Source organism: Sanguibacter massiliensis (assembly GCF_900240335.1).
GTDB classification, from domain to species: Bacteria; Actinomycetota; Actinomycetes; order Actinomycetales; family Cellulomonadaceae; genus Flavimobilis; species Flavimobilis massiliensis.
Genome location: NZ_LT964979.1, coordinates 108,810 through 132,795 on the forward strand (window position 1 = coordinate 108,810; position 23,986 = coordinate 132,795).

The 23,986-nt window shown below is 73.4% G+C and carries 20 protein-coding genes; 14 read left to right on the plus strand and 6 right to left on the minus strand.

The window, feature by feature from the left end:
• Nucleotides 1-158: 158 nt before the first annotated feature.
• From C1729_RS00480 to C1729_RS00495, 4 genes are read left to right on the plus strand one after another with little or no spacing between them, the layout of a single operon-like run.
• Complete coding sequence (locus C1729_RS00480; protein ID WP_102507779.1) at nt 159-797, plus strand: PadR family transcriptional regulator; 639 nt, start codon at nt 159-161, stop codon at nt 795-797.
• A complete protein-coding gene (locus C1729_RS00485; protein ID WP_102507780.1) occupies nt 794-1,531 on the plus strand; it encodes an ABC transporter ATP-binding protein in 738 nt (245 codons plus the stop codon). Before C1729_RS00480 ends, C1729_RS00485 begins: the two co-directional genes overlap by 4 nt.
• A complete protein-coding gene (locus C1729_RS00490) occupies nt 1,528-4,374 on the plus strand; it encodes an FtsX-like permease family protein (protein ID WP_102507781.1) in 2,847 nt (948 codons plus the stop codon). The genes C1729_RS00485 and C1729_RS00490 overlap by 4 nt, the downstream gene beginning before the upstream one ends.
• Nucleotides 4,371-7,226, plus strand: coding sequence for an FtsX-like permease family protein (locus C1729_RS00495; protein ID WP_102507783.1), 2,856 nt, complete (start codon nt 4,371-4,373; stop codon nt 7,224-7,226). Before C1729_RS00490 ends, C1729_RS00495 begins: the two co-directional genes overlap by 4 nt.
• Nucleotides 7,227-7,297: 71 nt before the next feature.
• Here the strand turns inward: C1729_RS00495 and C1729_RS00500 are convergent, their stop codons facing one another.
• The gene (locus C1729_RS00500; protein ID WP_102507785.1) at nt 7,298-7,996 is read right to left on the minus strand and encodes a YggS family pyridoxal phosphate-dependent enzyme; all 699 of its coding nucleotides are present in this window, start codon (nt 7,994-7,996) and stop codon (nt 7,298-7,300) included.
• A 29-nt stretch (nt 7,997-8,025) separates the two neighbouring features.
• Nucleotides 8,026-8,541 carry a DUF6328 family protein gene (locus tag C1729_RS00505; protein WP_102507787.1) on the minus strand — a complete coding sequence of 172 codons (516 nt, stop codon included), beginning with the start codon at nt 8,539-8,541 and terminating at the stop codon, nt 8,026-8,028.
• Between the two features lie 136 nt (nt 8,542-8,677).
• Here C1729_RS00505 and C1729_RS00510 point away from each other — a divergent pair, with 136 nt between their 5' ends.
• The 3 genes from C1729_RS00510 to C1729_RS00520 all read left to right on the plus strand — a co-directional run bounded on the left by C1729_RS00510 (nt 8,678) and on the right by C1729_RS00520 (nt 11,225).
• On the plus strand, nt 8,678-10,279 hold the full coding sequence (locus C1729_RS00510) for a DUF2079 domain-containing protein (protein ID WP_165375376.1): 1,602 nt from the start codon (nt 8,678-8,680) through the stop codon (nt 10,277-10,279).
• A 72-nt stretch (nt 10,280-10,351) separates the two neighbouring features.
• Nucleotides 10,352-10,726: a YccF domain-containing protein gene (locus tag C1729_RS00515; RefSeq protein WP_102507791.1), complete on the plus strand. Its 375-nt coding sequence runs from the start codon at nt 10,352-10,354 to the stop codon at nt 10,724-10,726.
• Nucleotides 10,727-10,850: 124 nt separating this feature from the next.
• Nucleotides 10,851-11,225: a Rossmann-fold NAD(P)-binding domain-containing protein gene (locus C1729_RS00520; RefSeq protein ID WP_102507793.1), complete on the plus strand. Its 375-nt coding sequence runs from the start codon at nt 10,851-10,853 to the stop codon at nt 11,223-11,225.
• On the opposite strand, the gene ybaK is transcribed toward C1729_RS00520, so the two are convergent.
• Nucleotides 11,212-11,706 carry a Cys-tRNA(Pro) deacylase gene (gene ybaK / locus C1729_RS00525; RefSeq protein ID WP_242493653.1) on the minus strand — a complete coding sequence of 165 codons (495 nt, stop codon included), beginning with the start codon at nt 11,704-11,706 and terminating at the stop codon, nt 11,212-11,214. The genes C1729_RS00520 and ybaK overlap by 14 nt on opposite strands.
• Before the next feature lie 734 nt (nt 11,707-12,440).
• Between ybaK and C1729_RS00530 the strand changes: the two genes are divergently transcribed.
• On the plus strand, nt 12,441-14,000 hold the full coding sequence (locus C1729_RS00530) for an HNH endonuclease signature motif containing protein (RefSeq protein WP_165375377.1): 1,560 nt from the start codon (nt 12,441-12,443) through the stop codon (nt 13,998-14,000).
• Nucleotides 14,001-14,276: 276 nt separating this feature from the next.
• Here the strand turns inward: C1729_RS00530 and C1729_RS00535 are convergent, their stop codons facing one another.
• Entirely contained in the window at nt 14,277-16,886 is a 2,610-nt protein-coding gene (locus C1729_RS00535; protein ID WP_102507797.1) for a DEAD/DEAH box helicase, read from the minus strand.
• Nucleotides 16,887-17,010: 124 nt separating this feature from the next.
• Between C1729_RS00535 and C1729_RS00540 the strand changes: the two genes are divergently transcribed.
• Nucleotides 17,011-18,213, plus strand: coding sequence for a DUF6630 family protein (locus tag C1729_RS00540; protein ID WP_129590613.1), 1,203 nt, complete (start codon nt 17,011-17,013; stop codon nt 18,211-18,213).
• 99 nt (nt 18,214-18,312) lie between these two features.
• On the opposite strand, the gene C1729_RS00545 is transcribed toward C1729_RS00540, so the two are convergent.
• Together C1729_RS00545 and C1729_RS14230 are read right to left on the minus strand one after the other, a co-directional pair.
• The gene (locus C1729_RS00545) at nt 18,313-18,498 is read right to left on the minus strand and encodes a hypothetical protein (RefSeq protein ID WP_102507801.1); all 186 of its coding nucleotides are present in this window, start codon (nt 18,496-18,498) and stop codon (nt 18,313-18,315) included.
• Nucleotides 18,480-18,677 carry a hypothetical protein gene (locus C1729_RS14230; protein ID WP_129590614.1) on the minus strand — a complete coding sequence of 66 codons (198 nt, stop codon included), beginning with the start codon at nt 18,675-18,677 and terminating at the stop codon, nt 18,480-18,482. Before C1729_RS14230 ends, C1729_RS00545 begins: the two co-directional genes overlap by 19 nt.
• 127 nt (nt 18,678-18,804) lie before the next feature.
• Here C1729_RS14230 and C1729_RS00550 point away from each other — a divergent pair, with 127 nt between their 5' ends.
• From C1729_RS00550 to C1729_RS00575, 5 genes are read left to right on the plus strand one after another with little or no spacing between them, the layout of a single operon-like run.
• Complete coding sequence (locus C1729_RS00550; RefSeq protein WP_102507802.1) at nt 18,805-19,941, plus strand: ABC transporter substrate-binding protein; 1,137 nt, start codon at nt 18,805-18,807, stop codon at nt 19,939-19,941.
• Nucleotides 19,941-20,873 (plus strand): ABC transporter permease, encoded by a 933-nt coding sequence (locus C1729_RS00555; protein WP_242493654.1) that lies wholly within the window; start codon nt 19,941-19,943, stop codon nt 20,871-20,873. Before C1729_RS00550 ends, C1729_RS00555 begins: the two co-directional genes overlap by 1 nt.
• Nucleotides 20,870-21,910, plus strand: a complete 1,041-nt coding sequence (locus tag C1729_RS00565) for an ABC transporter permease (RefSeq protein ID WP_129590615.1) — start codon at nt 20,870-20,872, stop codon at nt 21,908-21,910. The genes C1729_RS00555 and C1729_RS00565 overlap by 4 nt, the downstream gene beginning before the upstream one ends.
• Nucleotides 21,907-23,280, plus strand: coding sequence for an ATP-binding cassette domain-containing protein (locus C1729_RS15265; protein WP_102507807.1), 1,374 nt, complete (start codon nt 21,907-21,909; stop codon nt 23,278-23,280). The genes C1729_RS00565 and C1729_RS15265 overlap by 4 nt, the downstream gene beginning before the upstream one ends.
• A gap of 51 nt (nt 23,281-23,331) precedes the next feature.
• Nucleotides 23,332-23,880: a DUF488 domain-containing protein gene (locus C1729_RS00575; RefSeq protein ID WP_102507809.1), complete on the plus strand. Its 549-nt coding sequence runs from the start codon at nt 23,332-23,334 to the stop codon at nt 23,878-23,880.
• The last annotated feature ends 106 nt before the right edge of the window (nt 23,881-23,986 follow it).

The window sequence follows — 23,986 nt, forward strand, 5'->3', positions numbered from 1 at the left end:
ATGGAAAGCGTGCTTGACATAGACGCGTGTGTCAAGCGTGCTTGACCATTGCGCGCCGGGGCGCGGCCGGACCGGAGGTGTCGCGCTTGACTCAGCATGTGCATACCGGGTATCTCTTAGCTGTCGATGTGACCATACCGAGTATGCAGGGGGTGCGGATGTCCGTCCGCCACGGGCTCATGGCCCTTCTCGCCGAACGGCCGATGCACGGCTACCAGCTCCGCCAGGAGTTCGAGAGCCGCACCGGAGGTACCTGGCCCCTCAACGTCGGGCAGGTCTACACGACGCTCCAGAGGCTCGTCCGCGACGGCCTCGTCGCCCCGGCCCCGCAGGGGGAGGTCGGGGTCGACGAGGCCGTCACGGCCGACACCGGCACCGTCGAGTACCACCTCACCGACGCGGGCCGCGCCGAGGCCGACGCCTGGTGGACGACTCCCGTCCGCCGCGGCGCCCCCGCGCGCGACGAGCTCGCCATCAAGCTCGCCCTCGCCGTCACCGTCCCCGGCGTCGACGTCAGCGCCGTCGTCCAGCTCCAGCGCACCGAGACCATGCGCGCCCTCCACGACTACACACGCCTGCGCACGACGACGGCCGGCACCGAGCCCGCCGAGCTCGCGTTCTCCCTCGTCCTCGACAGCCTCGTCTTCCAGGCCGAGGCCGAGATGCGGTGGCTCGACCACGTCGAGGCCCGCCTCGCCCGCGCAGCCCGCACTCGCGCCACCACCACAGCTCCCACGAGCGCCCCCGCCCCCGCGGCCGCGCGCACGACCGACACCTCGGCCGGAGGCCACCGATGACCACCCCCGTCCTCTCTCTGCGCGCCGTCACTCGCACCCACGGCACAGGCGAGAACGCCGTCCACGCGCTCGACGGCGTCGACCTCGACGTCCACGCGGGCGAGCTCGTCGCCGTCATGGGCCCCTCAGGCTCCGGTAAGTCGACCCTCCTCAACATCGCCGGCGGCCTCGACACCGCCGACACGGGCGTCGTCGAGATCGCAGGAACCCCCATGAGCGGGCTCGGCGCCACGCAGCGCGCCGCGCTGCGCCGCCGCGAGATCGGCTACGTCTTCCAGGACTTCAACCTCGTGCCCGCGCTCACCGCCGCCGAGAACGTCGCCCTGCCGCTCGAGCTCGACGGAGTCTCCGCGCGCCGTGCCCGCAAGGCCGCGCTCGTTGCGCTCGCAGAGGTCGAGATCCCCGAGCTCGCCGACCGCTTCCCCGACGACATGTCGGGCGGCCAGCGCCAGCGCGTCGCGATCGCGCGAGCCCTCGTCGGCCGCCGCAGCCTCGGGCTCGCCGACGAGCCCACGGGTGCGCTCGACTCCGTCACGGGAGAGGCCATCATGGGCGTCCTCCGCGCCCGCGTCGACGCCGGGGCCGCGGGCCTCCTCGTCACGCACGAGCCGCGCTTCGCCGCGTGGGCCGACCGCACGATCTTCCTGCGCGACGGCGTCGTCGTCGACGGGACCGGGCGCCGTGCGGGCGCCGAGAGCCTTCTCGCGGGCACCCGCCCGGGTGGTGACGCGTGACGCTCGGAGCCCCTCCTACCGGCGGTGGGCCCGCGCCCTCGCCCGCGCCCGCGGCCACGGCCGCAGACGCGCCCGACGCACTCGCGTCGGCAGGCGCGCGACGCACGCGTACGCGGTGGCGTGTCGCGATCCGCCTCGCCCGACGCGACGCCCGACGTGACCTGGGCAGCACCTTGCTCGTCGCCGGACTTCTTGCTGTTGTCGTCGCGGTCGTCTCGATGGCGCTCGTCGTGCAGACCGCATACACGACGCCGGGCGTCGGGGGCCTCGTCCTCGGTGAGGGGGTCGAGGCCGAGCTCACGTGGGCCGGCGCGCCCGTGCTCCAGTCGGGGCCGACCGACGCGCAGCGCGTGCTCGTGGGCAGCCCCGGGGCCGCAGCCTCTTGGGAGGACGTCGCCGCACGCCTGCACGACGCGCTCCCGGGCGCCTCGGGCTGGGCGACGACCGGATGCTCCGACGTGATCGTCGGCGGCGCCGACGCGCGACGCGCGCTGCTGTGCACGCTCCTCGTCCTCGACGCCACGGCCGGGAAGGATGGTTTCGCGGAGCCGTCGGACCTCGCCACGGGCCGGGCGCCGCAGGACCCGGACGAGGTCGTCGTGCCCGTGGGAACGGACGCCGTCGTCGGCGGCGCGCTAGACGTCCGCATCGGCGACGACGTCCGCACACTGCGCGTCGTCGGCACCTACGTCCCCACACCCGGCGCCCTCGTCGAGCTGCGGGTCGGGCCCGGGCACGGCACGGTCCTGGCGCCGCACGCGACGACCGTGCGGATCACCGACCCGGCCGTCGCCTGGGCGGACCTCGTCCGGCTCAACGCCGCAGGGTTCCACGGCCCGGCACGCGCGGCGGCGGCCGACCCGCCCGCTCGGGACGCGATCCCGTTCCTCGTCGCGGGTCACACGACCGGCGCGAACGACCCGCCCACGGTGAGCGGGCCGAGCACGGAGGTCATCGTGCTCGGGACCGTGGCCGCGACGCTCGTCCTCGTCCTCATCGTCACGCCCTCCCAGGTCGTTGTCGTCCGACGCCGCACCCGGACGTACGCGCTCCTCGCGGCCGTCGGGGCCGCACCGCGGACGCTGCGCGCGCTCGTCCTCGCCGGCGCCGCGCTCCAGGGCGCCCTCGCAGCCGTCGTCGGCATGACCGTCGGCGTGCTCGCCCGCGTCGCAACCGTCCATCTCGCCCCCGTGCCCGCTGGCGAGACCGCCGAGCGCAGCGTCACCGTCCCGTGGGCGAGCCTCGTGCTCGTGCTCGTCGGGACCGTCACTCTCGTCGTCACGGCCGCGCTCGTCCCCGCACGCAGCGCCGGACGCGTCGACGTCGTGCGTGTCCTCGCCGGTCGACGCGGCGAGGTCCCGCCGTCGCGCCGCACGACCGTCGCCGGGCTCGGCCTCGTCGCGTGCGGGCTCGCGCTCGGGGCCTGGGCGTTGTCCGGCTCACTGAGCGGCCTCGTGAGCGCCGCGCTCGTCGTGCTCTGCCTCGGGGTGCTGCTCAGCGCCGGCGGGTTCGTCACCGGGGTGGCCCGCGTGCTCGCGCCGCGCGCGTCGCTGCCGGTCCGGCTCGCGCTGCGCGACGCGACACGCAACCGCTCGCGCTCGGTCGCCGCCGTCCTCGCCGTCGCGGCGGCCGCTGCTGTCCTCGTCGGTACGAGCCTCTCCCTCACCAGCGGCATCGCGCACGCCCGCGCGACGGCCACCCCCGCTGCCGGCGAGGGCACCGTCGTCGCCTACGTCAACCCCGAGGTCGTCGACGGGACGGCCGCGCTCGACCGCGTCGAGGCCGCCGTCCATCGCATCGACCCGCACGCGAGGATCGTGCGCGTGACAACCCCGTCGGTGCGCGCCGGCGGGACCGATGCGGCCCCCGAGGCTGGCGTGGCTGTCGACGTCGCGCCGAACGTGGCGCGGACGTGCCCGTGGGTGCCCGTCGAGGGGCCCGACGGGTCGGCGGAGAACCGGCGGCTCGCCCGCGAGGACCCGCGCTGCGCGCCGTCGTTCCTCGAGGAGGGTGGTGCCTGGACCGCGTCGGTCTTCGTCGACGACGGGACCTGGTCGGCAGACCTCGGGCTGGACGCGGCGCTCGCCGCCTCCGCCGTGCTCGCGAACGGCCGCGCGGCGCTCGCCTCGAGCACGCTGCTCCAGGACGACGGGACGGTGCGCGTCCGCGTCATACCAGACGTCACCGAGGACGCCCCCGCCCCCGACGACGCGATCCCGTGGACGTCGATCCCCGCGACGGTCGTGCCTGGCCTCGACCGGACCCAGTTCATGACCATTCTGCCGACGACGGTCGTGGCCAACCTCGGGCTCGGGGCGCTTCCCGTCGGGGCCGTCGTCCACCCGTCCGAGGCGTCGCTCACCGCAGCGGTCGAGGCTGCCGCCGACACGGCGCTCGGGAGCGCCGGATGGGCCTCCCCGGGCGTGCGGAGCCAGCTGAGCAGCACGGTCGTCGACGTGTCGCTCATGGCTGCAGCGGCCGTTCTCGGAATCGGAACTGCTGGTCTCGTCATCCTCCTCGTCGCTGGGGAGGCGCGCGCCGATCTCGCGGTCCTCCACGCCGTCGGCGCCGCACCACGGACGCGGCGACGCCTCCTCGCGGCACAGTCCGGCGTGCTCGTCGGCCTCGGCACCGCGCTCGGCGCGCTGCTCGGGCTCGCCGTCGCTCTCGGCTACGTCGCCCTCTCGGCGCGCAAGCAGCCCGGGCCCGTCGACCCCACCTGGGTGCTCACGGTGCCCTGGACGCAGATCGCTGTGGTGCTCGTCCTACTGCCGCTCGGCGCCTGGCTCACGGGCTGGCTCACGACGCGCTCCCGCCTGCCGCTGCCGAGCGAGGTCCGATGAGCGTCGCCCAGCGGGTCCGTCCCGCACCCCGGGCCGCCGCCTCGCGTCACGCCGTCGGCCGTCGCGGCGGGAGGCTCGCGCGCCTGCGAGCGCTCGCCCGCGTCGCGCGCCGCGACGTCCGGAGCAGCCCCGGCCGCACCGCGCTCGTCGCGGGCCTGACGCTCCTGCCCGCCGCGGTCGCGACCCTCCTCACGCTCAGCACCGTCGCGGTCGCCCGCCCGCCGGTCGTCGACGACCTCGTGCCCTCGGGCGTCGAGGCGGTGCTCACGTGGCACGTCCGGCCCGTCACCCAGGACGGTCCGCTCGCGCTCGACGTCGCCACGACGCTCGACGAGCCGCCCGCTCCGGACAAGCTGCGCGCGGAGGCGGGGCTCGCCGCGCTCACCCGGACCGTCGACCCGGCGCAGGTCGTCACGCTGCGCGGATGCGCGTGGACCGACCGCGCCGACGGCAGCCTGCGGGGCTTCGACACGTGCGAGCTCGCCTCCGACCCCACGGGCCGTGCGGCGCCGACCCTCGGCCGCATGCCCGTCACCCGGGGCGAGATCGCGGCCGGCGACATCGGGCTCGGGCTCGGCGACGTCGTCACGGTCCGCGCCATCACGGCGACCGGCGCGGGCTACGTCGACGTCGACCTCACCGTCGTCGGCCTCCTCGACCCCGCGATCGTCGGGGCCCGCGTGCTCGTGTCCGAGCCCGTCGTCGCGCCACTGACCGGGAGCGACGGCATGGTGGTGCCCGACGGCACGTACCTCGTCGTCGGCCAGCCCCTCGCGTGGAGCGACCTCGTCGCGCTCAACCAGGCAGGCCTCTCCGGCCCGTCGCGCGACGCCGCCGCCAACCGACCCGCGGCATCCGAGGTGCCCTACCTCGTGGCCGGCTACGGCGAGCCCGCCGGCACCCGCACGAGCGAGGCGGTCGGGACCGTCGCACTCGTCGCCGTCGGGGTCGGCCTCGTGCTCGTCCTCACCATCGCACCCGCACACGTCGTCGGTGTCCGGCGACGTGCCCGAGAGCTCGCACTGCTCGCTGTCACGGGCGCGACGCCGCGCGACCTCCGACACCTCGTCATGCTCGGAGCAGCCCTCCAGGGCATCGTCGCGGCGCTCGCCGGGACGGGCGCCGGCATCGCCGCAACGTTCGTCGGCGAGGCCGTCGCCCCCGGCTGGGCGGGCGGCGTCGACATGACCGACCTCCGGTACGCCGTCCCGTACCTCGCCGGCGTCGGCGGCGTCGTCGTCGCTACCGTCGCGCTCGCTGCCTGGGCGCCCGGGCGCACTGCCGGGCGTCTCGACCCGGTCGCAGTCCTCGGCGGACGGCGTGCCGAGCCCCGACCGCCCGCGCGGCTCGACATCCTCGGCGGTGTGCTCGCCGTCGTCGGGCTCGGGGCCGTCGCCTGGGCGGCACGCACCGGCTCCGACCTCCCGTTCGCGGCAGGGACGCTCGGGCTCGCGCTCGGCGCCGTGCTCCTCGCCGGACCCGCCGTCACGCTCCTCGGAAGGCTCGCACGCGGTGCCGCCCTGCCCGTGCGGCTCGCGCCGCGCGACGCCGCACGGGACCGGACCCGCACGGCCGCAGGTGTCACCGCCGTCATGGTGACGAGCGCTGCCCTCGTCGCAGGGATCGTCATCGGGACGAGCTTCGACGCCCGCGAGCGCGCCGCGCACCACCATGCGGCAGGGGAGGGGCGCGTCGTCGTCGACCTCCTCGCCAACGGCACGCACCGCCCACCGCTCGCGCCCGGCAACGACGCCGAGGCCGACGCCCGGCGGCTCCACGCCACCGTCCGGGAGACCGACCCGGGTGCGCGCATCGTCGTCGTCCGCGGCCCCGGCACGGATGTCACGCACCTCGGCCCGGAGGAGCGCGAGGAGATGGCGGCGCAGGGGCTCACGCCGATCGTCGTCGCCCGCACCGCACCCGACGAAGCCTGCCCGATCGTCGCCGACCCGTTCGACCCCACGAGCTCCAGCGACACGGACGCGCTGCGTCGCGCCCAGCGAGAGGACCCCCGCTGCGACCCCCGGGTCGCGGAGCGTCACTCCGCCCCGGGGTGGTCAGGGATGACGCTCGTCGACGACGGCACCGCGCTCTCCGCGCTCGGGATGCCCGGGACGGATGACGGCGTCGCCGCGCTCCGTGCCGGCCTCGTCCTCGACTCCCGGGACGCCGTCGTCACGGCCGCCGGCACGACGACCCTCGAGGTGCACGACGCCTTCGGGAACGTCGGCGAGGCCACGACCCTTCCTGCGACCTACGTGCCCGAGCTTGCAGTGGCGGGGCGCCTCACCATCCTGCCGCCCGCGGTCGCCGACCGGCTGGGGCTCCACGTCGAGCCCGTCGGGCTCGTCGTCGAACCGAGCAGCGATGCGGCACGCTCAGCCGTCGCAGCCACGCTGCGGGAAGAGCTGTCGTCGTTCTACGTCACCGTCGAGGACTGGACGACGACGACCTACGGCCCCTACGTGCGAGGCCTGGCCGCGGCCGGGCTCGTGCTCGGGATCGGCACCGCGCTGCTCGTCCTTCTCCTGCTCGCCGGTGAGTCACGTCCCGACCTCGCGGTGCTCTCCGCGATCGGTGCGGCACCCGGGCTGCGAAGACGGCTCGCCGGGGCCCAGGCCGTCGGTGTCGTCGGGACGGGCGTCGCGCTCGGCACGCTCGTCGGGCTCGTCGTCAGCGTTGCCGTCGTCCTCGCCCGCGTCGACCGTGACGTCCTCTACGACCCGACGTGGCAGGTCGTCATCCCGTGGGGCTGGCTCGCCGTGCTCGTCGTCGGGCTCGTCGGCGGTGCGTGGCTCACCGGCTGGAGCACGACGCGCTCGCGCATGCCGCTTCCGAGCGAGGTGCGGTAGGGCACGGGCGGTCGTGGTGGCGTCGGCCGGTCGCGACGTCGACGGGAACGGTGCTGCGCGCCAGGAGGCAGTCAGCCGCGCGGCCCGACGATCGCCGTGCCGACGCGCACGATCGTCGCACCCTCCGCGACGGCCCATTCGAGGTCGCCGCTCATGCCCATCGACAGTTCGGTCGCGCTCACGACGCCCGCCGCGAGGACGTCGTCGCGCAGCGTGCGCAGGCGCGCGTAGCCCGCGCGGACCTCGGCCTCGACGGGGGAGTGCGCGCCGATCGTCATGAGGCCGCGCAGGCGCAGCCCGTCGGTCGCGGCGACCGCGAGCGCGAGGTCGACCGCTTCGTCGGGGGAGACGCCGGACTTCTGCGGCTCGCCCGACACGTTGACCTGCACGAGGACGTCGAGCGTGCGGTCGTCGCGCACGCAGCGCGCGCCGAGCGCCGCCGCGAGCGAGGTCGTGTGCACGGTCTCGACGCACGTGACGTGCCGCAGCGCCGCATTGATCTTGTTCGACTGCAGCGGGCCGATGAGGTGGACCTGGGGCGGGGCGTCGAGCGCCTCGAGCGCAGGTGCCTTCGCGACGATCTCTTGGACGCGTGACTCGCAGAGGACACGCGCACCGGCCGCAACGGTCTCGAGCGTCCGGGCGACGTCGACGGACTTCGTCGCGACGGCGAGCGTCACGTCGTCCGCGGCCCGGCCGGCCGCCTCCGCGGCGGCCGCGACACGGTCGGCCTGACGGGCGAGGGCGGCGGCGATGTCCCAGGTGCTCACGACCGGTCATCCTAGTGCGGTGGCCGCGGTCAGCGGCGCGCGATCCAGCGGGGCACCCCGAGCCACAGCGTCGACAGCCCCACGAGCACCGCACCCGCTGCTACGAGCCCCTCGACGCGCCCCAGGACGACGTCGAACACGAGCGCCGCGGCACCCGTCATGAGCAGCCCGACGAGGACGAGGCACGCGCGCGCGATGCGGTCGCCCGCCTCGACGAGAGGTTGCTTCTGTCCCTGTCGGAACAGCGAGCGGTGCGCCCGCACGGGCAGCACGAGCACGCCCGTCGTCGTCACCGCCGCGACGACGAGCCCGAGGAACAGCGTCCGCTGGTACTCGTCGAGCGTGTCGAACCGAGCCTGGAACGGCAGCGTGAGGAGGAAGCCCGTGAGGATCTGCACGCCCGTCTGCACGATGCGCATCTCCTGGAGCAGCTCGTCCCAGTTGCGGTCGGCACGCTCGACGCGCGTTTCGTCACGGTCGTCCGACGACGACTGCTCGTGCGCGTCGTCGTGCGGCGTCCGACTGCCTGTCTGCCCGTCGGGCATGGTCACCACCTGTTCTTGGGCCGCACCGCGCGGCAGCCAGCATGACGCGCTCGCCCTCTGCGAGCGCGAGCATAGTCGTCGCTCGGCGCGAGCGCGCGGGTCGAAGCCACCGCAGCCGTGCGCAAAGATAGGCGCCATGACAGTGCGACCCCCGGACGCCCCCGCGGACACCCCCGTTGACGGCTCTGCTGACGATGTGGCGGCCCTGGACGGCGGGGACGCGACGACCCTCGTCGACGAGGCCGCCGCTCCGGGCGAGACGGCTACCCCTGCCGAGACGGCGGCTCCTCGCGAGACCGCGGCCCTGGACGAGACGGGCGCAGGTGCCGATCCGCGCGTCGAACGCCCGTCGCTGTGGCCCGCGGTCGCGGTCGCCGTCGTCGCGCTCGCCGCCTACCTCACGCTGAGCCTCGCCCGCTGGCACCGCTGGGACACGCCCAGCTGGGACAACGGGATCTTCGAGCAGGCGATCCGTGGCTGGGCCGGGCTCGGCTGGCCCGTCGTCGACATCAAGGGTGACGGCTACATCCAGCTCGGTGACCACTGGTCACCGCTCCTCGTCGTCATCGCTCCGTTCTACCGGATGTTCCCGAGCCCGGTGACGCTCCTCGTCGCCCAGGCGGTGCTCGTCGCGATCTCCGTCGTCCCCCTCACGCACGCCGCGAGGCGCTGGCTCGGACGATCCGCGGGCCTCGCCGTCGGCGTCGCCTATGCGGCGAGCTGGGGCGTGCAGTCCGCGATCGACGTGCAGTTCCACGAGTACGCGCTCGCGGCCCCGATCCTCGCGTTCGGGCTCGCCGCGGCGCTCGACGGCAAGTGGCGCCGTGCCTGCCTGTGGCTCCTCCTGCTGCTCGGCGTCAAGGAGGACATGGGGCTCACCGTCGCGGGCTTCGGCGTCGTCCTGTGGTGCTGGGGCGAACGACGACGTGCATGGCAGATGGCCGCCGCCGGGCTCGGCGGCATGACGCTCACGCTGTTCGTCCTCATCCCGATCTTCAACCCGTGGCACCGCTACGACTACTGGGGCAAGCTCGGCGAGGAGGGCGGCGCAGGCGCTCCACAGGGCCTCGCCGGACTCGTCGACGGCGTCTGGCGGATCTTCACGAACCTCCTCGTCCCCGAGGTGAAGATCGAGACGCTGCTCCTGCTGCTCGTCGTCACGGCGTTCGCGGCGCTGCGCTCGCCGCTCCTCCTCATGATCGTCCCGACGATGCTCTGGCGGTACGCAGGGTCCACCGAGTACTACTGGGGCTCGACCTGGCACTACTCGCTCATCCTCATGCCGATCGTCTTTGCGGCGACGATCGACGGCACGCGGCTCCTGCGCACCTCGTCGCGCGCCGCGGCACGCGGGTTCGCGCGAGCCGTGCCCGCGCTCACCGTCGTCGTCGCGGCGCTGCTCGTGCCCCGTTTCCCGTTCGGTGACCTCGTCGACCCCGCGACCTACGAACGCACCGCCCACGTCGCGGCGGGCGAGCGCGCGCTCGCGTCGATCCCCGTCGGGGCGAGCGTCGCGAGTGACCTCGGGCTCATCGTCCACCTCACCTCGGACCGCACCGTGTACTGGATCGGCACCGAATCCGACGTCCAGCCCGAGTACGTCGCGATCCGCACGTGGTCCGGCTGGGGCGGGAACCCGCCCGACGACGTCGCCGCGTACGCGGCCTCACGCTTCGGCGGCGTCTACGAGACGTCGTTCGACGACGGTGGGTACGCGGTCGCGCGACGCATCGGCTGAGGCTTCGGGCGCACGGCGTCGGCGTGGCGGGGGCGGCGAGCCGATGTCGGGGGCTGTTCCTAGGATGGGCGCATGCGCGCGCTCCTCAACGTCATCTGGCTCGTCCTCGCCGGCTTCTGGCTCGCCGTCGGCTACGCCGTCGCGGGCGTCATCTGCTGCGTGCTCATCGTGACGATCCCGTGGGGCATCGCGTCGTTCCGCATCGCTTCGTACGCGCTGTGGCCCTTCGGGCGGACGGTTGTGCGCAAGCCGGGCACGCAGGTGATGTCGACGCTCGGCAACATCGTGTGGTTGCTTGTCGCCGGGATCTGGCTCGCGATCGGACATGTCACGACGGGCATCGCGCTGTGCGTGACGATCATCGGCATCCCCCTGGGGATCGCGAACTTCAAGCTCGTGCCCGTGTCGTTGCTGCCGCTCGGCGCGGAGATCGTGCCGACGGACTGAGCCTTCGCGTGACGGACGCCGTGCAGAGGCCGCGCCGCGTGCTCGTCCTCGGTGGCACGGCATGGCTCGGTCGCGCCATCGTCACGGAGCTGCTCGCGGGAGGGTCCGACGTCGTGTGCCTTGCGTGCGGGTCGTCGGGCGTGCGACGCGCGAAAGGCTGAGCGATCGGCTCCTCGTCGTGCGGCCAGGGCTCATCGTCGGGCCCGGCGACGGCAGCGACCGGTTCGGCTACTGGCCCGCGCGGTTCACGCGCGGCGGGACCGTGCTCGTGCGGGAGACGGCGCAGCGCGCGGTGCAGGTCGTCGACGTCCGTGATCTCGCGGCGTTCGTCGTGCGTGCGGCCGCACGCCGTGTCGTCGGGGTCGTCGATGCGGTCGGGGATCCGTGGTCGTCTGGCGACGTGCTCGGGCTCGACCGCGAGCGGCGGTCAGGTTTGCTGGCGGCGCTGGGGGGGGCGCTCGTGCGGGGGCTCGTCGCTGGGGAGGTCAGTCGCGACTGAGGGCAGCCGTCGTCGCGTCCGTGAGCGCGACGAGGTCGGCGGGCGCGAGCCCGACATCGAGGCCTCGGCGACCCGCGGAGACGTAGACGATCGCGTGGTCGAGCGCGGACTCGTCGACGACCGTCCGCAGGCGCTGCTTCTGACCGAGCGGGCTGATCCCGCCAACGACATAGCCGGTTGCGCGCTCTGCAGCGGCGGGGTCGGCCATCTCGGCCTTCTTCGCGCCGACGGCGCGTGCGAGCGCCTTGAGGTCGAGCCGACCGTCGACGGGGACGACGCCGACGACGAGGCGGCCGTCGGCGAGCGCGAGAAGCGTCTTGAAGACCTGCGCGGATGGGACACCGATCGCTGCGGCGGCCTCGAGGCCGTAGCCGAGATCGGTCGACGGGTCGTGCTCGTACGCATGGACGGTGTGGGCGACGCGCGCGCGATCGAGGGCGACGAGGGCAGGCGTGCCGGACGGGGTCGACTTCTTGGCCACCGCGCAGGTGTACCGCGAGGGGGAGGTCGGTAGCAACTTCGACGCGACGCGTGCGTGGCGCGACGTGCCCGGCGGCCGGGGTGCGGGGCGGGCCTGCCCTGCGCGCGTGGCGCGGCGTGCTCGGCGTGCGGAGCGGGCGTGTCCTGCATGGGGTCGGGCGTGCTCGAGCGTGCTGGTGGCCGAGATGACTGGCGGGCCGCTCGCCGTGGTGCGGGGCACGCTTCGCGCACGATCGTCCCTCTGCGCAGTCCTCATGCGACTCCCTGGCACGGACAGGTCGCAGGAGCCGTCTTCCTCCGCGCACGGGGTGAGCTGGGGGGTGAGAGGTCGGTCCAGCGGAGAATGTCGAACAGGTGTTCGATACTCTGAAGATGTCGCCCCAGGTGAGCGACGCGGCGTGATCTGATACGCGACGAGACGACGAGGCGCAGGATGCAGCGCTGACGGAGGTGACGGCGATGGACTTCATCGACCGCGGCGTGCGCGGCGCCGCTCCCGCCGCGCGGCCGCACATCCGTCGTCGGGGCGCGTCGCGTCCTGGTGCCGCGTCTCGCACCACTCACGTACATGGTGCGGCCTCAGCGGTGGAGCCAGGGGACACGCAGTCAGCTGCCGCCGCGAAGGGACGACAAGCCGCAGACGCCAACGAGTCTTCCCAGGAACAGAGTGCGTGGGACGAGGACGCGCGCGCGGAGAACTGTCAGGTCGAGGAAGCGCGCGCGAAGAACTCTCGCGTGGAGGATTCCTGTGCGTGCGCGTCGAGCGGCATGCTGCCGAGGGATCTCATCGGTCAGATCACGCTCCTCGAGAGGCTGGCGGCGCTCATCGCGTCGTACGCCCTCGACGACGGTCCCGCCACGCTTGCGGCAGAGGCCTCCCGGCGAACGGTCGCCGTGCTCGATCAGCTCGGTGCGCAGCGTCTCGCATGGCTCGGGCGCATCGAGGCTGACGGCCTGTGGCGGGCCGACACGGTGCGCAGCTTTCCGTACTGGATCGCATGGCACGACCATCGGTCGCTCGCGATCGCTCGCCGAGAGGCGTTGGCAGCGGCCCGTCTGCGCGACCATCTTCCCGCAACCCTGAGGTCCGCACGGGCCGGTCGTCTCACGGCACCGCAGGTCGAGGTGCTCAGCCGCACGCTGCCGACGTCGGACGAGCGGTGCGCCGCGCTCGCGCAGACGTATCCGCAACAGGCCTTGCCAGCTGAGCGTCCAGTGGACGGGGATGCCCACGACTCCGTGCCCTCAGACCGCGAGGCCCGGGCTGAGAACGGCATGGTGCCGGGCATCGGAGCCGACGGTCGCGTGCCCTGGGCGGACCCGTCGCACGACCCGTCGTGCCCGGCCGACCGCGGATGGTGCACGTGCGAGCGGGCGGAGATCACGGGGGAGCAGGCGATGCTCGGGGTCGCGGCCCGCTTCGACCTGCGTGACCTCGGCAAGGCCGCCCGGCGCTTCGCGCAGGTCGCAGACCCCGAGGCCGACGAACGAGGTTACCGGCACGCACAGGACCGTGAGCATCTCGACCTCTCCCGGACGCTCGGTGGCTACCACGTCTCGGGGTTCCTGGCCGAGGAACACGGGCAGATGCTCACGACCGCGCTCGATGCTGCGATCGGCGTGCCGTCGAAGGATGACGGTCTGCGGCCGACTCAACGACGCGCGATCGCGCTCGCAGGGGTCGTGCGGTCATACCTCGAACGAGGGGAGGCCGGGGGAGCCGGAGCAGGTGTCCGGCCGCACCTGACGGTGCTCGTCCCGTGGCGCGACTTCGTCGGTCTCGCCGGGCACGGTGCCACGGAACCCGGTGTCGACGAGCGCAGTGCTGAGGATGTCGTCGCGGAGCTGCTCAGCCCCGGACCGACGTGGCTCGACGGCTCAGGTCCCGTCCCGCGTCAGGTGCTCGAGAGGATCGCGGCGGACTGCGCGGTCACCCGCGTCGTCTTCGGACCGGACTCGGAGGTTCTCGATGTCGGCAGGTCGCAGCGGACGTTCACGTCGGCGCGCCGGAAGGCAGTCGTCGCACGTGACCAGGGCTGCGTCTGGCCGAGATGCTCGGCTCCCGTCCAGATCTCCGAGATCCACCACGCCCGCCGCCACTGGGCGGACGGCGGCGGTACGTCGACAGACAACGCCGCGGTGCTCTGCTGGTTCCATCACCGTCACGTCGACCGCGAACGCATCGCCATGGCGTGGCGAGGCGGCTGGATCTTCTCCGACCCGGGCGGCTACGACAGACCGTGGGACCCAGGGTTCCCCGAGATCGACGACGGGGAGCCCTACCCCGATGGGTGACGTCCAGGCCGCGACGACGAGGTCGAGCGCACACGTCCGTGCCACCGAGACCCGCGTCCACATGCGGTTGCGTGTCCTGCGTGCACAGCCGTGCCCCCACGACCCTGCCCGCACGGCTGTGCCCGCACGGCTGTGCCCGCACGAGTGTGCCCGCACGAGTGTGCCCGCACGAGTGTGCTCGCACTAGTGTGCCCGCACTGCTGTGCCAGCCCGACCCTGCCCGCAGGTCGGAGGCGCCTGCTGGGTGTTCCGCGGTGGGCACGGGGTGCGCGGGTTCTACAGGCTGCCGACCTCCGTGATGTGCAGCACGACCTCGCCAGCTTCGTCGCTCGCGTCAAGATCGACGATGGCCCGGATGTGCCAGGCACGATCACCGTCCGGGTCGTCGAGCACCTGGCGCACGGCCCAGCGCCGCGAGTTGCCGTCGACCTGCTCGGCCATCTCGACGAGTCGCGGCGAGCGTGCGGCGCCGGTGATGCCGATCGCGTCGTCGCCGTACTCCTCGAACATCGGGTCGAGCGCGTCGGCCCACGCGTCGGCGTCCCAGCCGTCGGCGGCATCGAGCGCGCCGAGCGCCGTGTACGCCTCACGCGAGGCAAGCTCGACGCGGCGGAACATCGCGTTGCGCACAAGAACCCGGAAGGCGCGCAGCGACCCCGTGACCGGCCGGACCTGCTCGCTCGCGCCCGCCCCCGAGAGAGGACCGTCACCGACGAGCGTGTCAGCGTCGTCGTCGACCGGGTTGGCGAGCCGCTCCCACTCGTCGAGCAGACTCGAGTCGGTGCCCTTGACGAGCTCGCCGAGCCACTCGGTGAGCTCCTCGACCTCCTCGGTGCGGTGCTCGGCGGCGACCGTCTGCCGCATCGCCCGGTAGGCGTCAGCGAGGTAGCGCAGGAGGACACCCTCGGTGCGGTCGAGCTGGTAGCGCGACACGTACTCGGAGAACGTCGAGGCACGCTCGACCATGTCCCGCACGACCGACTTGGGTCGCAGCTCCTGGTCGGACACCCACGGGTTACCGCGCTTGTACGACTCGAACGCGGGCGTGAGGAGCTCCTCGAGCGGCCGGGGCCACGTGACGTCCTCGAGCATCGCCATGCGTTCCTCGTACTCGTAGCCCTCCGCCTTGAGTGCGCCGATCGCCTCGCCGCGGGCCGCCCGCTCCTGGGCGTAGAGGACCTGCCGCGGGTCGTCGAGCGTCGCCTCGAGCACCGAGACGACGTCGAGCGCGTGCGTCGGGCTCTCGACGTCGAGGAGCTCCTGCGCAGCGAGTGCGAAAGGTGACAGCGGCTGGTTGAGCGCGAAGTCGCGCGGCAGGTCGACGACGAGCCTCACGCCCGGCCGCTCGACACCGTCGTCCCCGCGCACGCGGATCTTCTCGACGATGCCTGCCTGGCGGAGCGACCGGTAGATGCGGAACACCTGCCTGACGTGCTTGGCCTTCGCGGTCTCGTTGTCGTGGTTTGCCGTGAGCAGGTGCCGCATCGCGCCGACCGGGTCCTCGCCGTGCTCGCTGCGCGCGAGGACGTTGAGGACCATCGCGTGGTTGACGGTGAAGTGGCTCGTGAGAGGCTCAGGCTCGGAATCGCGCAGCCGCTCGAAGGTCTTGTCAGTCCAGTTGACCGAGCCCTCGGGGGCCTTCTTGCGGACGATCTTCTTGAGCTTCTTCGGGTCGTCACCGGCCTTCTGGACGAGCTTGCGGTTCTCGATGACGTGTTCCGGCGCCATGACGAGCACGTCGCCGACCGTGTCGAAGCCAGCGCGGCCCGCGCGCCCCGCGATCTGGTGGAACTCGCGTGCCGTGAGGTGACGCATGCGCTCACCGTCGTACTTGACGAGCGACGTGAACAGCACCGTGCGGATGGGCACGTTGATGCCGACGCCGAGCGTGTCGGTGCCGCAGACGACCTTGAGCAGGCCGCGCTGTGTGAGCCGCTCGACGACGCGCCGGTACTTCGGCAGCATGCCGGCATGGTGGACGCCGACGCCGTGACGCAGGAACTTCGACAGCACGCGACCGAAGCCTGACGAGAACCGGAAGTCGCCGAGCTCGTCGGCGATCGCGGCCTTCTCCTCGCGCGTCGCGACGTTCATGCTCAGCAGCGACTGCGCGCGGTCGACCGCGTCTTTCTGCGTGAAGTGGACGATGTACACGGGCGCACGATGCGTGTGGACGAGGTCCTCGACGACCTCCCCGAGCGGCTCGAGCACGTACTCGAAGTTCAGAGGCACGGGTCGCTGCGCACTCGTGACGAGCGCGACGTCGCGCCCCGTGCGCTTCTCGAGATCCTCGGTGAAGAACGACGTATCGCCGAGCGTCGCCGACATGAGGAGGAACTGCGTGCCGGGCAGCTCGAGAAGCGGCACCTGCCACGCCCAGCCACGCTGCGGGTCCGCGTAGAAGTGGAACTCGTCCATGACGACCTGGCTGATCGCGTCCGCGCCCGTCCGGGAGCCGCCGTCACGCAGCGCGACGTTCGCGAGGATCTCCGCGGTGCAGCAGATGATCGGCGCGCCCGGGTTGACCGAGGAGTCGCCCGTCATCATGCCGACGTTCTCCGAGCCGAAGACTTCGACGAGCGCGAAGAACTTCTCCGAGACCAGTGCCTTGAGCGGGGCCGTGTAGTACGTGCGACCGCCACGCCCCGCCTGGAACGCGGCGAGCGCCGCGAAGTGCGCGCCCATCGCGACGAGGCTCTTGCCCGAGCCCGTCGGCGTCGCGAGGATGACGTGCTGCCCCGAGACGAGCTCCATGAGCGCCTCAGACTGCGCCGGGTAGAGCTCGAGGTCGCGCCCGGCGGCCCACTCCTCGAACGCCTCGAAGAGCGCGTCGGGGTCGGTCGATCCGGGCAGGGCTGCGGCGAGTGACGCGGTTCGGGTGCTCATGGTGGGTCCATCGTCTCAGGTGCGACGGACATCTGGAGTGGCGGGCCCGGGGAGCCGCTACGCTCTTCGTCGCTGACATGCCTGGCGAATCAGCATGACGGTGCGAATGCCCTGAGGAGGGACAATGGCGGATCCGCGGATGATCGACCGCACGTTCTGGGACGCGCTGTGCGCGAACGTCGTCGACGGGGCGCGCCTGCGCGCGACGATCGACGAGGTGCTCGCCGCCGAGGTGTGGCTCGACGACCCCGACGAACCCGCGTGGACCCCCAGCGACGTCGTCGTGAGCGCCATCACCGAGACGATGTGCGCGGGCGCCTGGTACGCGGACTGGAAGGACGACCGGGAGAGCTTCGTCACCTTCCTCGAGGGTGCGGTGCGTGCCGCGCGCGGCGACGGCGCCGCAGCGTCCCTCGACCTCTCGGGCATCCCCGACCTCATCGTCGGCGACGAGGCGACGACCGCCGCGGCCGTCGAGCCGCTCGCCCGTCTCGGGCTCGAGCTGTGCTTCATCGACGAGGACAGCGATGCGTTCCCCTTCCTCGTCGTGCCGTCCGACCGGGTGCGGGACCTCGAGCGTCAGGTCGCCGCGCTCGGCGGCGTGCGGCTGCGGCCGCTCCCCGAGAGCAGGTCGTGGGACGACGTGCCGACAGCGGTGTCGGCACGCAGCGGCGACGTCACGCGCGAGACACGCCCCGGACGCTGGGCGATGGCCGGGATCGGGATCATTGCGCTCGCCCAGCTCGCCAGGGTCGCGATGCGGTCCGACGACCTGTTCGACGAGGGGTCCGCCGAGATCTGGCAGATCGCCCTGCCCATCCTCGTGGTCCTCGCGTTCGTGTTCTGGGGGATCGCCGCGCTCGCGACGCGCGGGGTGCGGCGCCGTGAGCGCGACCTCGCTGCCGCGCACGCGCCGGCCCACGTCGGCACGACGTTCGTCGGCGCCCTCCTCACGGAGGCGGCGCAGGTCGTCGCTGCGCAGCAGGGCCAGGGCTGGGATCGGGGCAGTCTCGACAACGTCCCGTTCGCGCTCACGGCACGAGGTCTCGTCCTCGGCGCCCGCGGCGGGGCGGCCGAGCTCACGGTCCCGCGTGCTGCGGTGCGCACGGTCGAGGTCGCCAGCGTGCCGTACGCAGCGCTGCCGGCGTCGGCGGCCGTGCTCTGCTGCGTGGTCGACGGCCGCTCGGTCGAGGTGCCGCTCGTCCCGCTGCGCAACGGGTCGCTCACGGTCCCCGCGGGGCGGCGCGCGGCGCGCCGGCTCGCCACCCGGGTCCTCGAGCAGTGGCCCGAGGTGCGCGGCCTGACCGCGGAGCGCGGCGCGCGCTGACGGCCCGCACGGCGCGCGCTGACGGCTCGCACGGCGCGCCCGCGGACGTGCGCCCGGGAGCGGCCACGACGGTTCGGCGGCGCTGGCGTCGTCCGCGGGTCAGCGGCGCGGCTGGCGCCTCCGGTGCAGCAGCCCGATCCCGGCGGCGAGGTCCGAGGCTCCGTCGACGATGACGACCCCCGCGACGACCCACAGCGCCCAGCCCTGGCCGAAGAGCGTCCCGTCCCGGGCTGCCCATGCTCCGAGGAGGGCGCCGGCAGCAGTCGTCAGCAGTGCGACGACCACCCGCGCTGCGGGTCCGCGTAGAAGTGGAACTCGTCCATGACGACCTGGCTGATCGCGTCCTCGCCCGTGCGTGAGCCACCGTCGCGCAGCGCGACGTTCGCGAGGATCTCCGCCGTGCAGCAGATGATCGGCGCACCCGGCTTCACCTGCCGTCCCCCGTCGCGTCCTCGTCCGGTCACCGGGCGCACCCCGACCGGTCACGGAGGGCATCCATGCTGGTCACGCCGCACCCCAGGGGTGCGCGGGCGGGTGGCCCGCCCCGGGCCGCGAGCGCGGTCCGCCACGAAACTGAGGACGACGACACACATGTCTGCGACCACAAAGCTCGCCGGGCTCGGCCTGGCGCTCTCCCTCGGACTTGCTCTCACCGCCTGCACCGCGGAGGCCGACGCGACCTCGCCCGACGGCGCCTCGACGGCCGCCGCGACGGCAACGAGCGCCGCCGACCTCGGTGGGCTCGAGGCCCTCGAGGCCGCCGCGAAGGCCGAGGGGACCCTCAACGTCATCGCGCTGCCCGACGACTGGGCCAACTACGGCGCCGTCAAGGCTGCCTTCGCCGAGAAGTACGGCATCACGGTGAACTCGATCCTCCCCGACGCCTCCTCGAAGGAGGAGATCGCCGCCGCCGAGGCCAACCGCGGCACGGCCCAGGCGCCCGACGTCTTCGACCTCGGCACGGCCGTGACCCTCGAGTCGACCGACTACTTCGCTCCCTACAAGGTCGCGACGTGGGAGCACATCCCGGACGTCAACAAGGAGCCCTCGGGACTCTGGGTCAACGACTACACCGGCATCATGTCGGTCGGCTACAACGCGACGAAGTACGGCGAGATCTCCTCCCTCGCGGACCTCACGCGCGAGGAGCTGCGCGGCGCCGTCGCCCTCAACGGCAAGCCCTCCGAGGCGGGCGCCGCTTTCAACGGCTTCCTCATGGCCAACGCGGTCGCGGGCGGGACCTTCGACGATCTGCAGCCCGGCCTCGACTACTTCACGACCCTCGCCGACGCGGGCACCCTCAACGTCAAGGACGTCACCGCGGGCACGATCGACGCCGGCGAGCACGGCGTCGTCATGGACTGGTCCTACAACCAGCTCTCGACGGTCGAGCGCCTCGCCAGCAAGGGCGTCGACTGGAAGGTCTTCGTCCCCGCGGGCGGCGAGATCGCTTCGTTCTACAACCAGGCGATCAACAAGGACGCCCCCAACCCCGCCGCAGCCCGCCTGTGGCAGGAGTTCCTCTTCTCGCCCGAGGCGCAGAACCTCTGGCTCGCCGGCGGCGCCCGCCCCGTCCTCTTCGACTGGCTCGAGGAGACCGGTGCGCTCGACGCCGAGGCCGCGACGAGCCTCCCCACCGTGGCGGGCGAGCCCACGACGCCGTCGATCGCGCAGGCCGAGGCCGCGAACGCGGTGCTCGCCGAGAAGTGGGAGTCGGCGGTCTCCTGATGACCACGCTCCTTGCCGCCGGGGGTCGCACCACGGTGCGGCCCCCGGCGCGTGACGCCTCCCGTCGCCGACGTGACGTCGCCGCCCGCCTCCGCGGGCTCGCCGGGGCCGCCCCCTTCCTCGGGTACGTCTCCGTGTTCCTCCTGCTGCCGACGCTCCTCGTCGTCGACGGTGCCTTCCGGACGCGCGATGGTGCCTGGTCGCTCGACGGGCTCGCCGCGGCGATGACCGCCCGCACCGCCCAGGTCTTCTGGACGTCGACGTGGCTCTCCGCGCTCACCGCGCTCGTCGGGGCCGTCCTCGGAGGGATCCTCGCGCACGCGGTCTCGACCGCGCCGCCGACGAGCCTCGTCCGCCGCGCCGTCACCGGGTTCTCCTCGGTCCTCGCCCAGTTCGGGGGAGTGATGCTCGCCTTCGCGTTCGTCGCGCCCCTCGGCACCAACGGCATGGTGACCCGCCTGCTCGCCGGCACGTTCGGCGTCGTCGTCCCCTCGGACCTGCTCTCCTCGATGGCCGGCCTCGTCGTCGTGTACGCGTACTTCCAGGTACCGCTCATGGTCGTCGTCTTCCTGCCCTCGCTCGAGGCGCTGCGCCCCCAGTGGCGCGAGGCGACCGCCGTCATGGGCGGCACAACCGCGCGCTACTGGGCGCGTGTCGCCGGCCCGGTCCTCGCCCCGCAGCTGCTCGGCGCCTACCTCCTGCTCTTCGCCAACGCGTTCTCCGCGTTCGCGACGGCCGCCGCGCTCATCAGCCAGCAGACCGTGCTCGTCCCCATGGCGATCGAGTCGGCGATCCGCAACGAGAACAACACCGGCATGGACGCCTACGCCAAGGTGCTCGCCCTCGGCATGGTGTGCGTCGTCGGCGTCGTCATGGTCCTCCACGCGCTCCTGCAGCGCCGGGCCGCGCCGTGGACGGCGGCAGGCCGATGAGCGCGGGCACGACGCTCGACGGCACGAGCCCCGCCACGACGGCTGGCACGACGCCCGGCGCGACGCTCGGAACGGTGCCCGGCACGACGAGCGCGCGTACGACGAGCGCGGGCACCGGCACCCACCACGTCGAGCGGGCACGCCGCCGCACCGCCGTCTACCGCCGCACCGTTCTCGCGGTCGCGCTCACGGTGCTGCTCGTCCCCGTCGTCGCGCTCGTCGAGTTCTCGGTGCGCTTCCCTCTCACGGGAGCCGTCGACCTCTCGGCGTGGCGCAAGCTCGTCGCCGGTCGTACGAGCGAGTACCAGACCCTCGACCCCCTGTGGGACGGGCTCACGAGCTCGCTCGTCATGTGCGTCGCGACGGTCCTCGGCGTCCTCGTCCTCCTCCTGCCGACGATGGTCTGGGTGCGCCTCAAGGCCCGCTGGCTCGACAAGGTCCTCGAGTCGATCTGTCTGCTGCCCCTGACGATCCCCGCGGTCGTGCTCGTCGTCGGCCTCGCCCCCATATACCGCTGGATCGGTCGTTCGCCCCTCGGCGGCGCGACCGAGTGGCTCGCCCTCGTCTACGTCGTCCTCGTCCTGCCGTTCGCCTACCGGGCGCTCGACGCAGGGCTGCGCTCGATCGACCTCGTGACCCTCGCCGAGGCTGCCCGCGTCCTCGGCGCCGGCTGGACGCGCGTCCTGCTGCGCGTCGTCGTCCCGACGATCCGCCCCGCGCTCGTCTCGGCCTCGTTCCTCGCCGTCGCCGTCGTCCTCGGCGAGTTCACGATCGCGCGCCTCCTCGCCCGGCAGAACCTCCAGACGGCGCTCTTTCAGGTGAACCTCTCCGACAGCCAGGTCGCCGCGGCGACGTCGTTCCTCGCGCTCGCGGGCACGACGGTGCTCCTCGTTGTCCTCGAGCAGTTCACCGCACGAACGCCCGGGCGTGCGCGCACCTCGCCGGGCGCGTCCGCACGCACGTCCGAGGACCTGTCCGTGCGCACGTCCCGCCGTCCCGCGCGCGTCGCTCTCACCTCGACCCAGGAGTCCTCATGAGCTCCCTCCTCACCACTGCGCGCAGCGCGCAGCGCACCCTCGCCGACGACCGTCCCGCGCCTCCGCGCCCCGGCGCCCAGGAGGTCCGGCTCGTCGGCCTGCGTCGTGCGTTCGGCGACGTCGTCGCGCTCGACGGGCTCGACCTCACCGTCCCGGCGGGCAGCCTCGTCACCCTCCTCGGTCCGAGCGGCTGCGGCAAGACGACCGCCCTCCGCGTCCTCGCGGGCCTCGAGGACGTCGACGCCGGTGCGGTCCATGTCGGCGGGCGCGACGTCTCCCACGTCCCGGCGCGCCGCCGCGACCTCGCGATGGTCTTCCAGGCGTACTCGCTCATGCCGCACATGACCGTCGCCGAGAACGTCGCCTTCGCGCTCGAGCTGCGCGGGCTCGCCCGACGCTTGCGGGCCGCGGTCGTCGACGAGCACCTCGAGCTCGTCGGCCTCGCCGAGCGCCGCGACCGCTACCCGCACCAGCTCTCGGGCGGTCAGCAGCAGCGCGTCGCGCTCGCCCGCGCGCTCGCGGTGCGGCCGTCGGTCCTCCTGCTCGACGAGCCGCTCTCCGCCCTCGACGCGACCGTGCGCGTCCAGCTCCGCGAGGAGATCCGGCGCATCCAGCAGCAGGTCGGCATCACGACCGTCCTCGTGACCCACGACCAGACCGAGGCCCTCGCGATCTCCGACCTCGTCGCCGTCATGGAGGCGGGCCGCGTCGTCCAGGTCGCCCCTCCCGAGGAGCTCTACCGGCGGCCCGTCGACGGGTTCGTCGCCGAGTTCGTCGGCGAGACCACCCGGCTCCCCGCGATCGTCGTCGACGGGCGAGCCCACCTCCGACCGGGGACGGCGTGGCGGGGCGACCTCGCACTCCTGCCGGGGTCCCTCCTGCCCGGGGCTGCGAACGGCGAGGTCGACGTCCTCGTCCGGCCCGAGCACGTCCGCCTCGTGCGGGTCGACGGCGCGGGAGGGACGGCGACGGATGGGCCGACGGTCGGTCGGCCGGCTGCAGGCAGCCCGACGGCGGATGCGCCTGCCGACGGTGCGGACGCGGCTCCGGCGACGGTTGCGACCCCTGTCGGCGACGCGAACTCGGCGACGGCCGCGCCAGCCGTGCCCGCCGGACGTTCCGGGACCGCGGCGGCCTCCGTGGCGACCGCGAGGTTCGGGATCCTCGCTGGCACCGCGGTGTCCGCGCCGTCGGCGCGCGTCCGGCTCGTCACCTTCCTCGGTGCCTACGCCGCGGCCGTCGTCGAGCTCCCCGACGGGAGGACCCTGCGCGCCGACGTCCCCGCCGACGAGGCCGGGCGCCTGCGTCCCGGGGACGAGGTCACCGTCGAGATCGCCGACGTCGCCGTCCTCGCGGTGTCGCGTACCTGACGCGCGCCCGACGCGCTCGCGCCCTCGGCCCCGGGGTGCTACCAACGAAGGATGACGCACGAGCTCCTCACGGTCGGTCATGGGACGCTCGACCGCCCGGGCCTCGCGTCCCTGCTGCGCGGCGCGGGGGTCGAGCAGGTCGTCGACGTCCGTCGCTTCCCGGGCTCGCGACGCAACCTCGACGTGAGCCGCGACGCCCTGCCCGGGTGGCTGCCCGAGGAGGGGATCTCCTACCGCTGGGAGCCGCGGCTCGGAGGCCGACGGCGCCTGCCGGCGGGGGAGGGTGACGTCGTGACGGACCACTGGTGGCAGGTCGAGGCCTTCCGCGCGTACGCAGCCTGGACCCGGACCGACGAGTTCCGTTCCGCGCTCGACGAGCTGTGCGCGGAGGTCGTCGGCGGCACGCGCACCGTCGTCATGTGCAGCGAGTCCGTGTGGTGGCGCTGCCACCGGCGCGTCGTCGCCGATGTCGCGGTCCTGGCGCGGGGACTACCCGTCCGGCACCTCATGCACGGCGGCAGGCTCACCGCGCACCCGCCCTCCGCGGGGGCGCGGGTCGTGGAAGGGGACGTCGTGTGGGACGGGCCCGCGACGGGCTAGCGACCCACGACCGGGTCTGCGTCCACGTGACCGGGTCTTTCCACGTAACCGGGTCTTTCCACGTAACCGGGTCTTTCCACGTAACCGGGTCTTTCCACGTGATCGG

Excerpts from the sequence above, each read along its gene's own strand:
- C1729_RS00480 (WP_102507779.1), top strand. The coding sequence starts at position 159 with ATGTCCGTCCGCCACGGGCTCATGGCCCTTCTCGCCGAACGGCCGATG.
- C1729_RS00485 (WP_102507780.1), top strand. The coding sequence starts at position 794 with ATGACCACCCCCGTCCTCTCTCTGCGCGCCGTCACTCGCACCCACGGC.
- C1729_RS00495 (WP_102507783.1), top strand. The coding sequence starts at position 4,371 with ATGAGCGTCGCCCAGCGGGTCCGTCCCGCACCCCGGGCCGCCGCCTCG.
- C1729_RS00505 (WP_102507787.1), bottom strand. The coding sequence starts at position 8,541 with ATGCCCGACGGGCAGACAGGCAGTCGGACGCCGCACGACGACGCGCAC.
- C1729_RS00510 (WP_165375376.1), top strand. The coding sequence starts at position 8,678 with ATGACAGTGCGACCCCCGGACGCCCCCGCGGACACCCCCGTTGACGGC.
- C1729_RS00515 (WP_102507791.1), top strand. The coding sequence starts at position 10,352 with ATGCGCGCGCTCCTCAACGTCATCTGGCTCGTCCTCGCCGGCTTCTGG.
- C1729_RS00535 (WP_102507797.1), bottom strand. The coding sequence starts at position 16,886 with ATGAGCACCCGAACCGCGTCACTCGCCGCAGCCCTGCCCGGATCGACC.
- C1729_RS00540 (WP_129590613.1), top strand. The coding sequence starts at position 17,011 with ATGGCGGATCCGCGGATGATCGACCGCACGTTCTGGGACGCGCTGTGC.
- C1729_RS00550 (WP_102507802.1), top strand. The coding sequence starts at position 18,805 with ATGTCTGCGACCACAAAGCTCGCCGGGCTCGGCCTGGCGCTCTCCCTC.
- C1729_RS00555 (WP_242493654.1), top strand. The coding sequence starts at position 19,941 with ATGACCACGCTCCTTGCCGCCGGGGGTCGCACCACGGTGCGGCCCCCG.
- C1729_RS00565 (WP_129590615.1), top strand. The coding sequence starts at position 20,870 with ATGAGCGCGGGCACGACGCTCGACGGCACGAGCCCCGCCACGACGGCT.
- C1729_RS15265 (WP_102507807.1), top strand. The coding sequence starts at position 21,907 with ATGAGCTCCCTCCTCACCACTGCGCGCAGCGCGCAGCGCACCCTCGCC.
- C1729_RS00575 (WP_102507809.1), top strand. The coding sequence starts at position 23,332 with ATGACGCACGAGCTCCTCACGGTCGGTCATGGGACGCTCGACCGCCCG.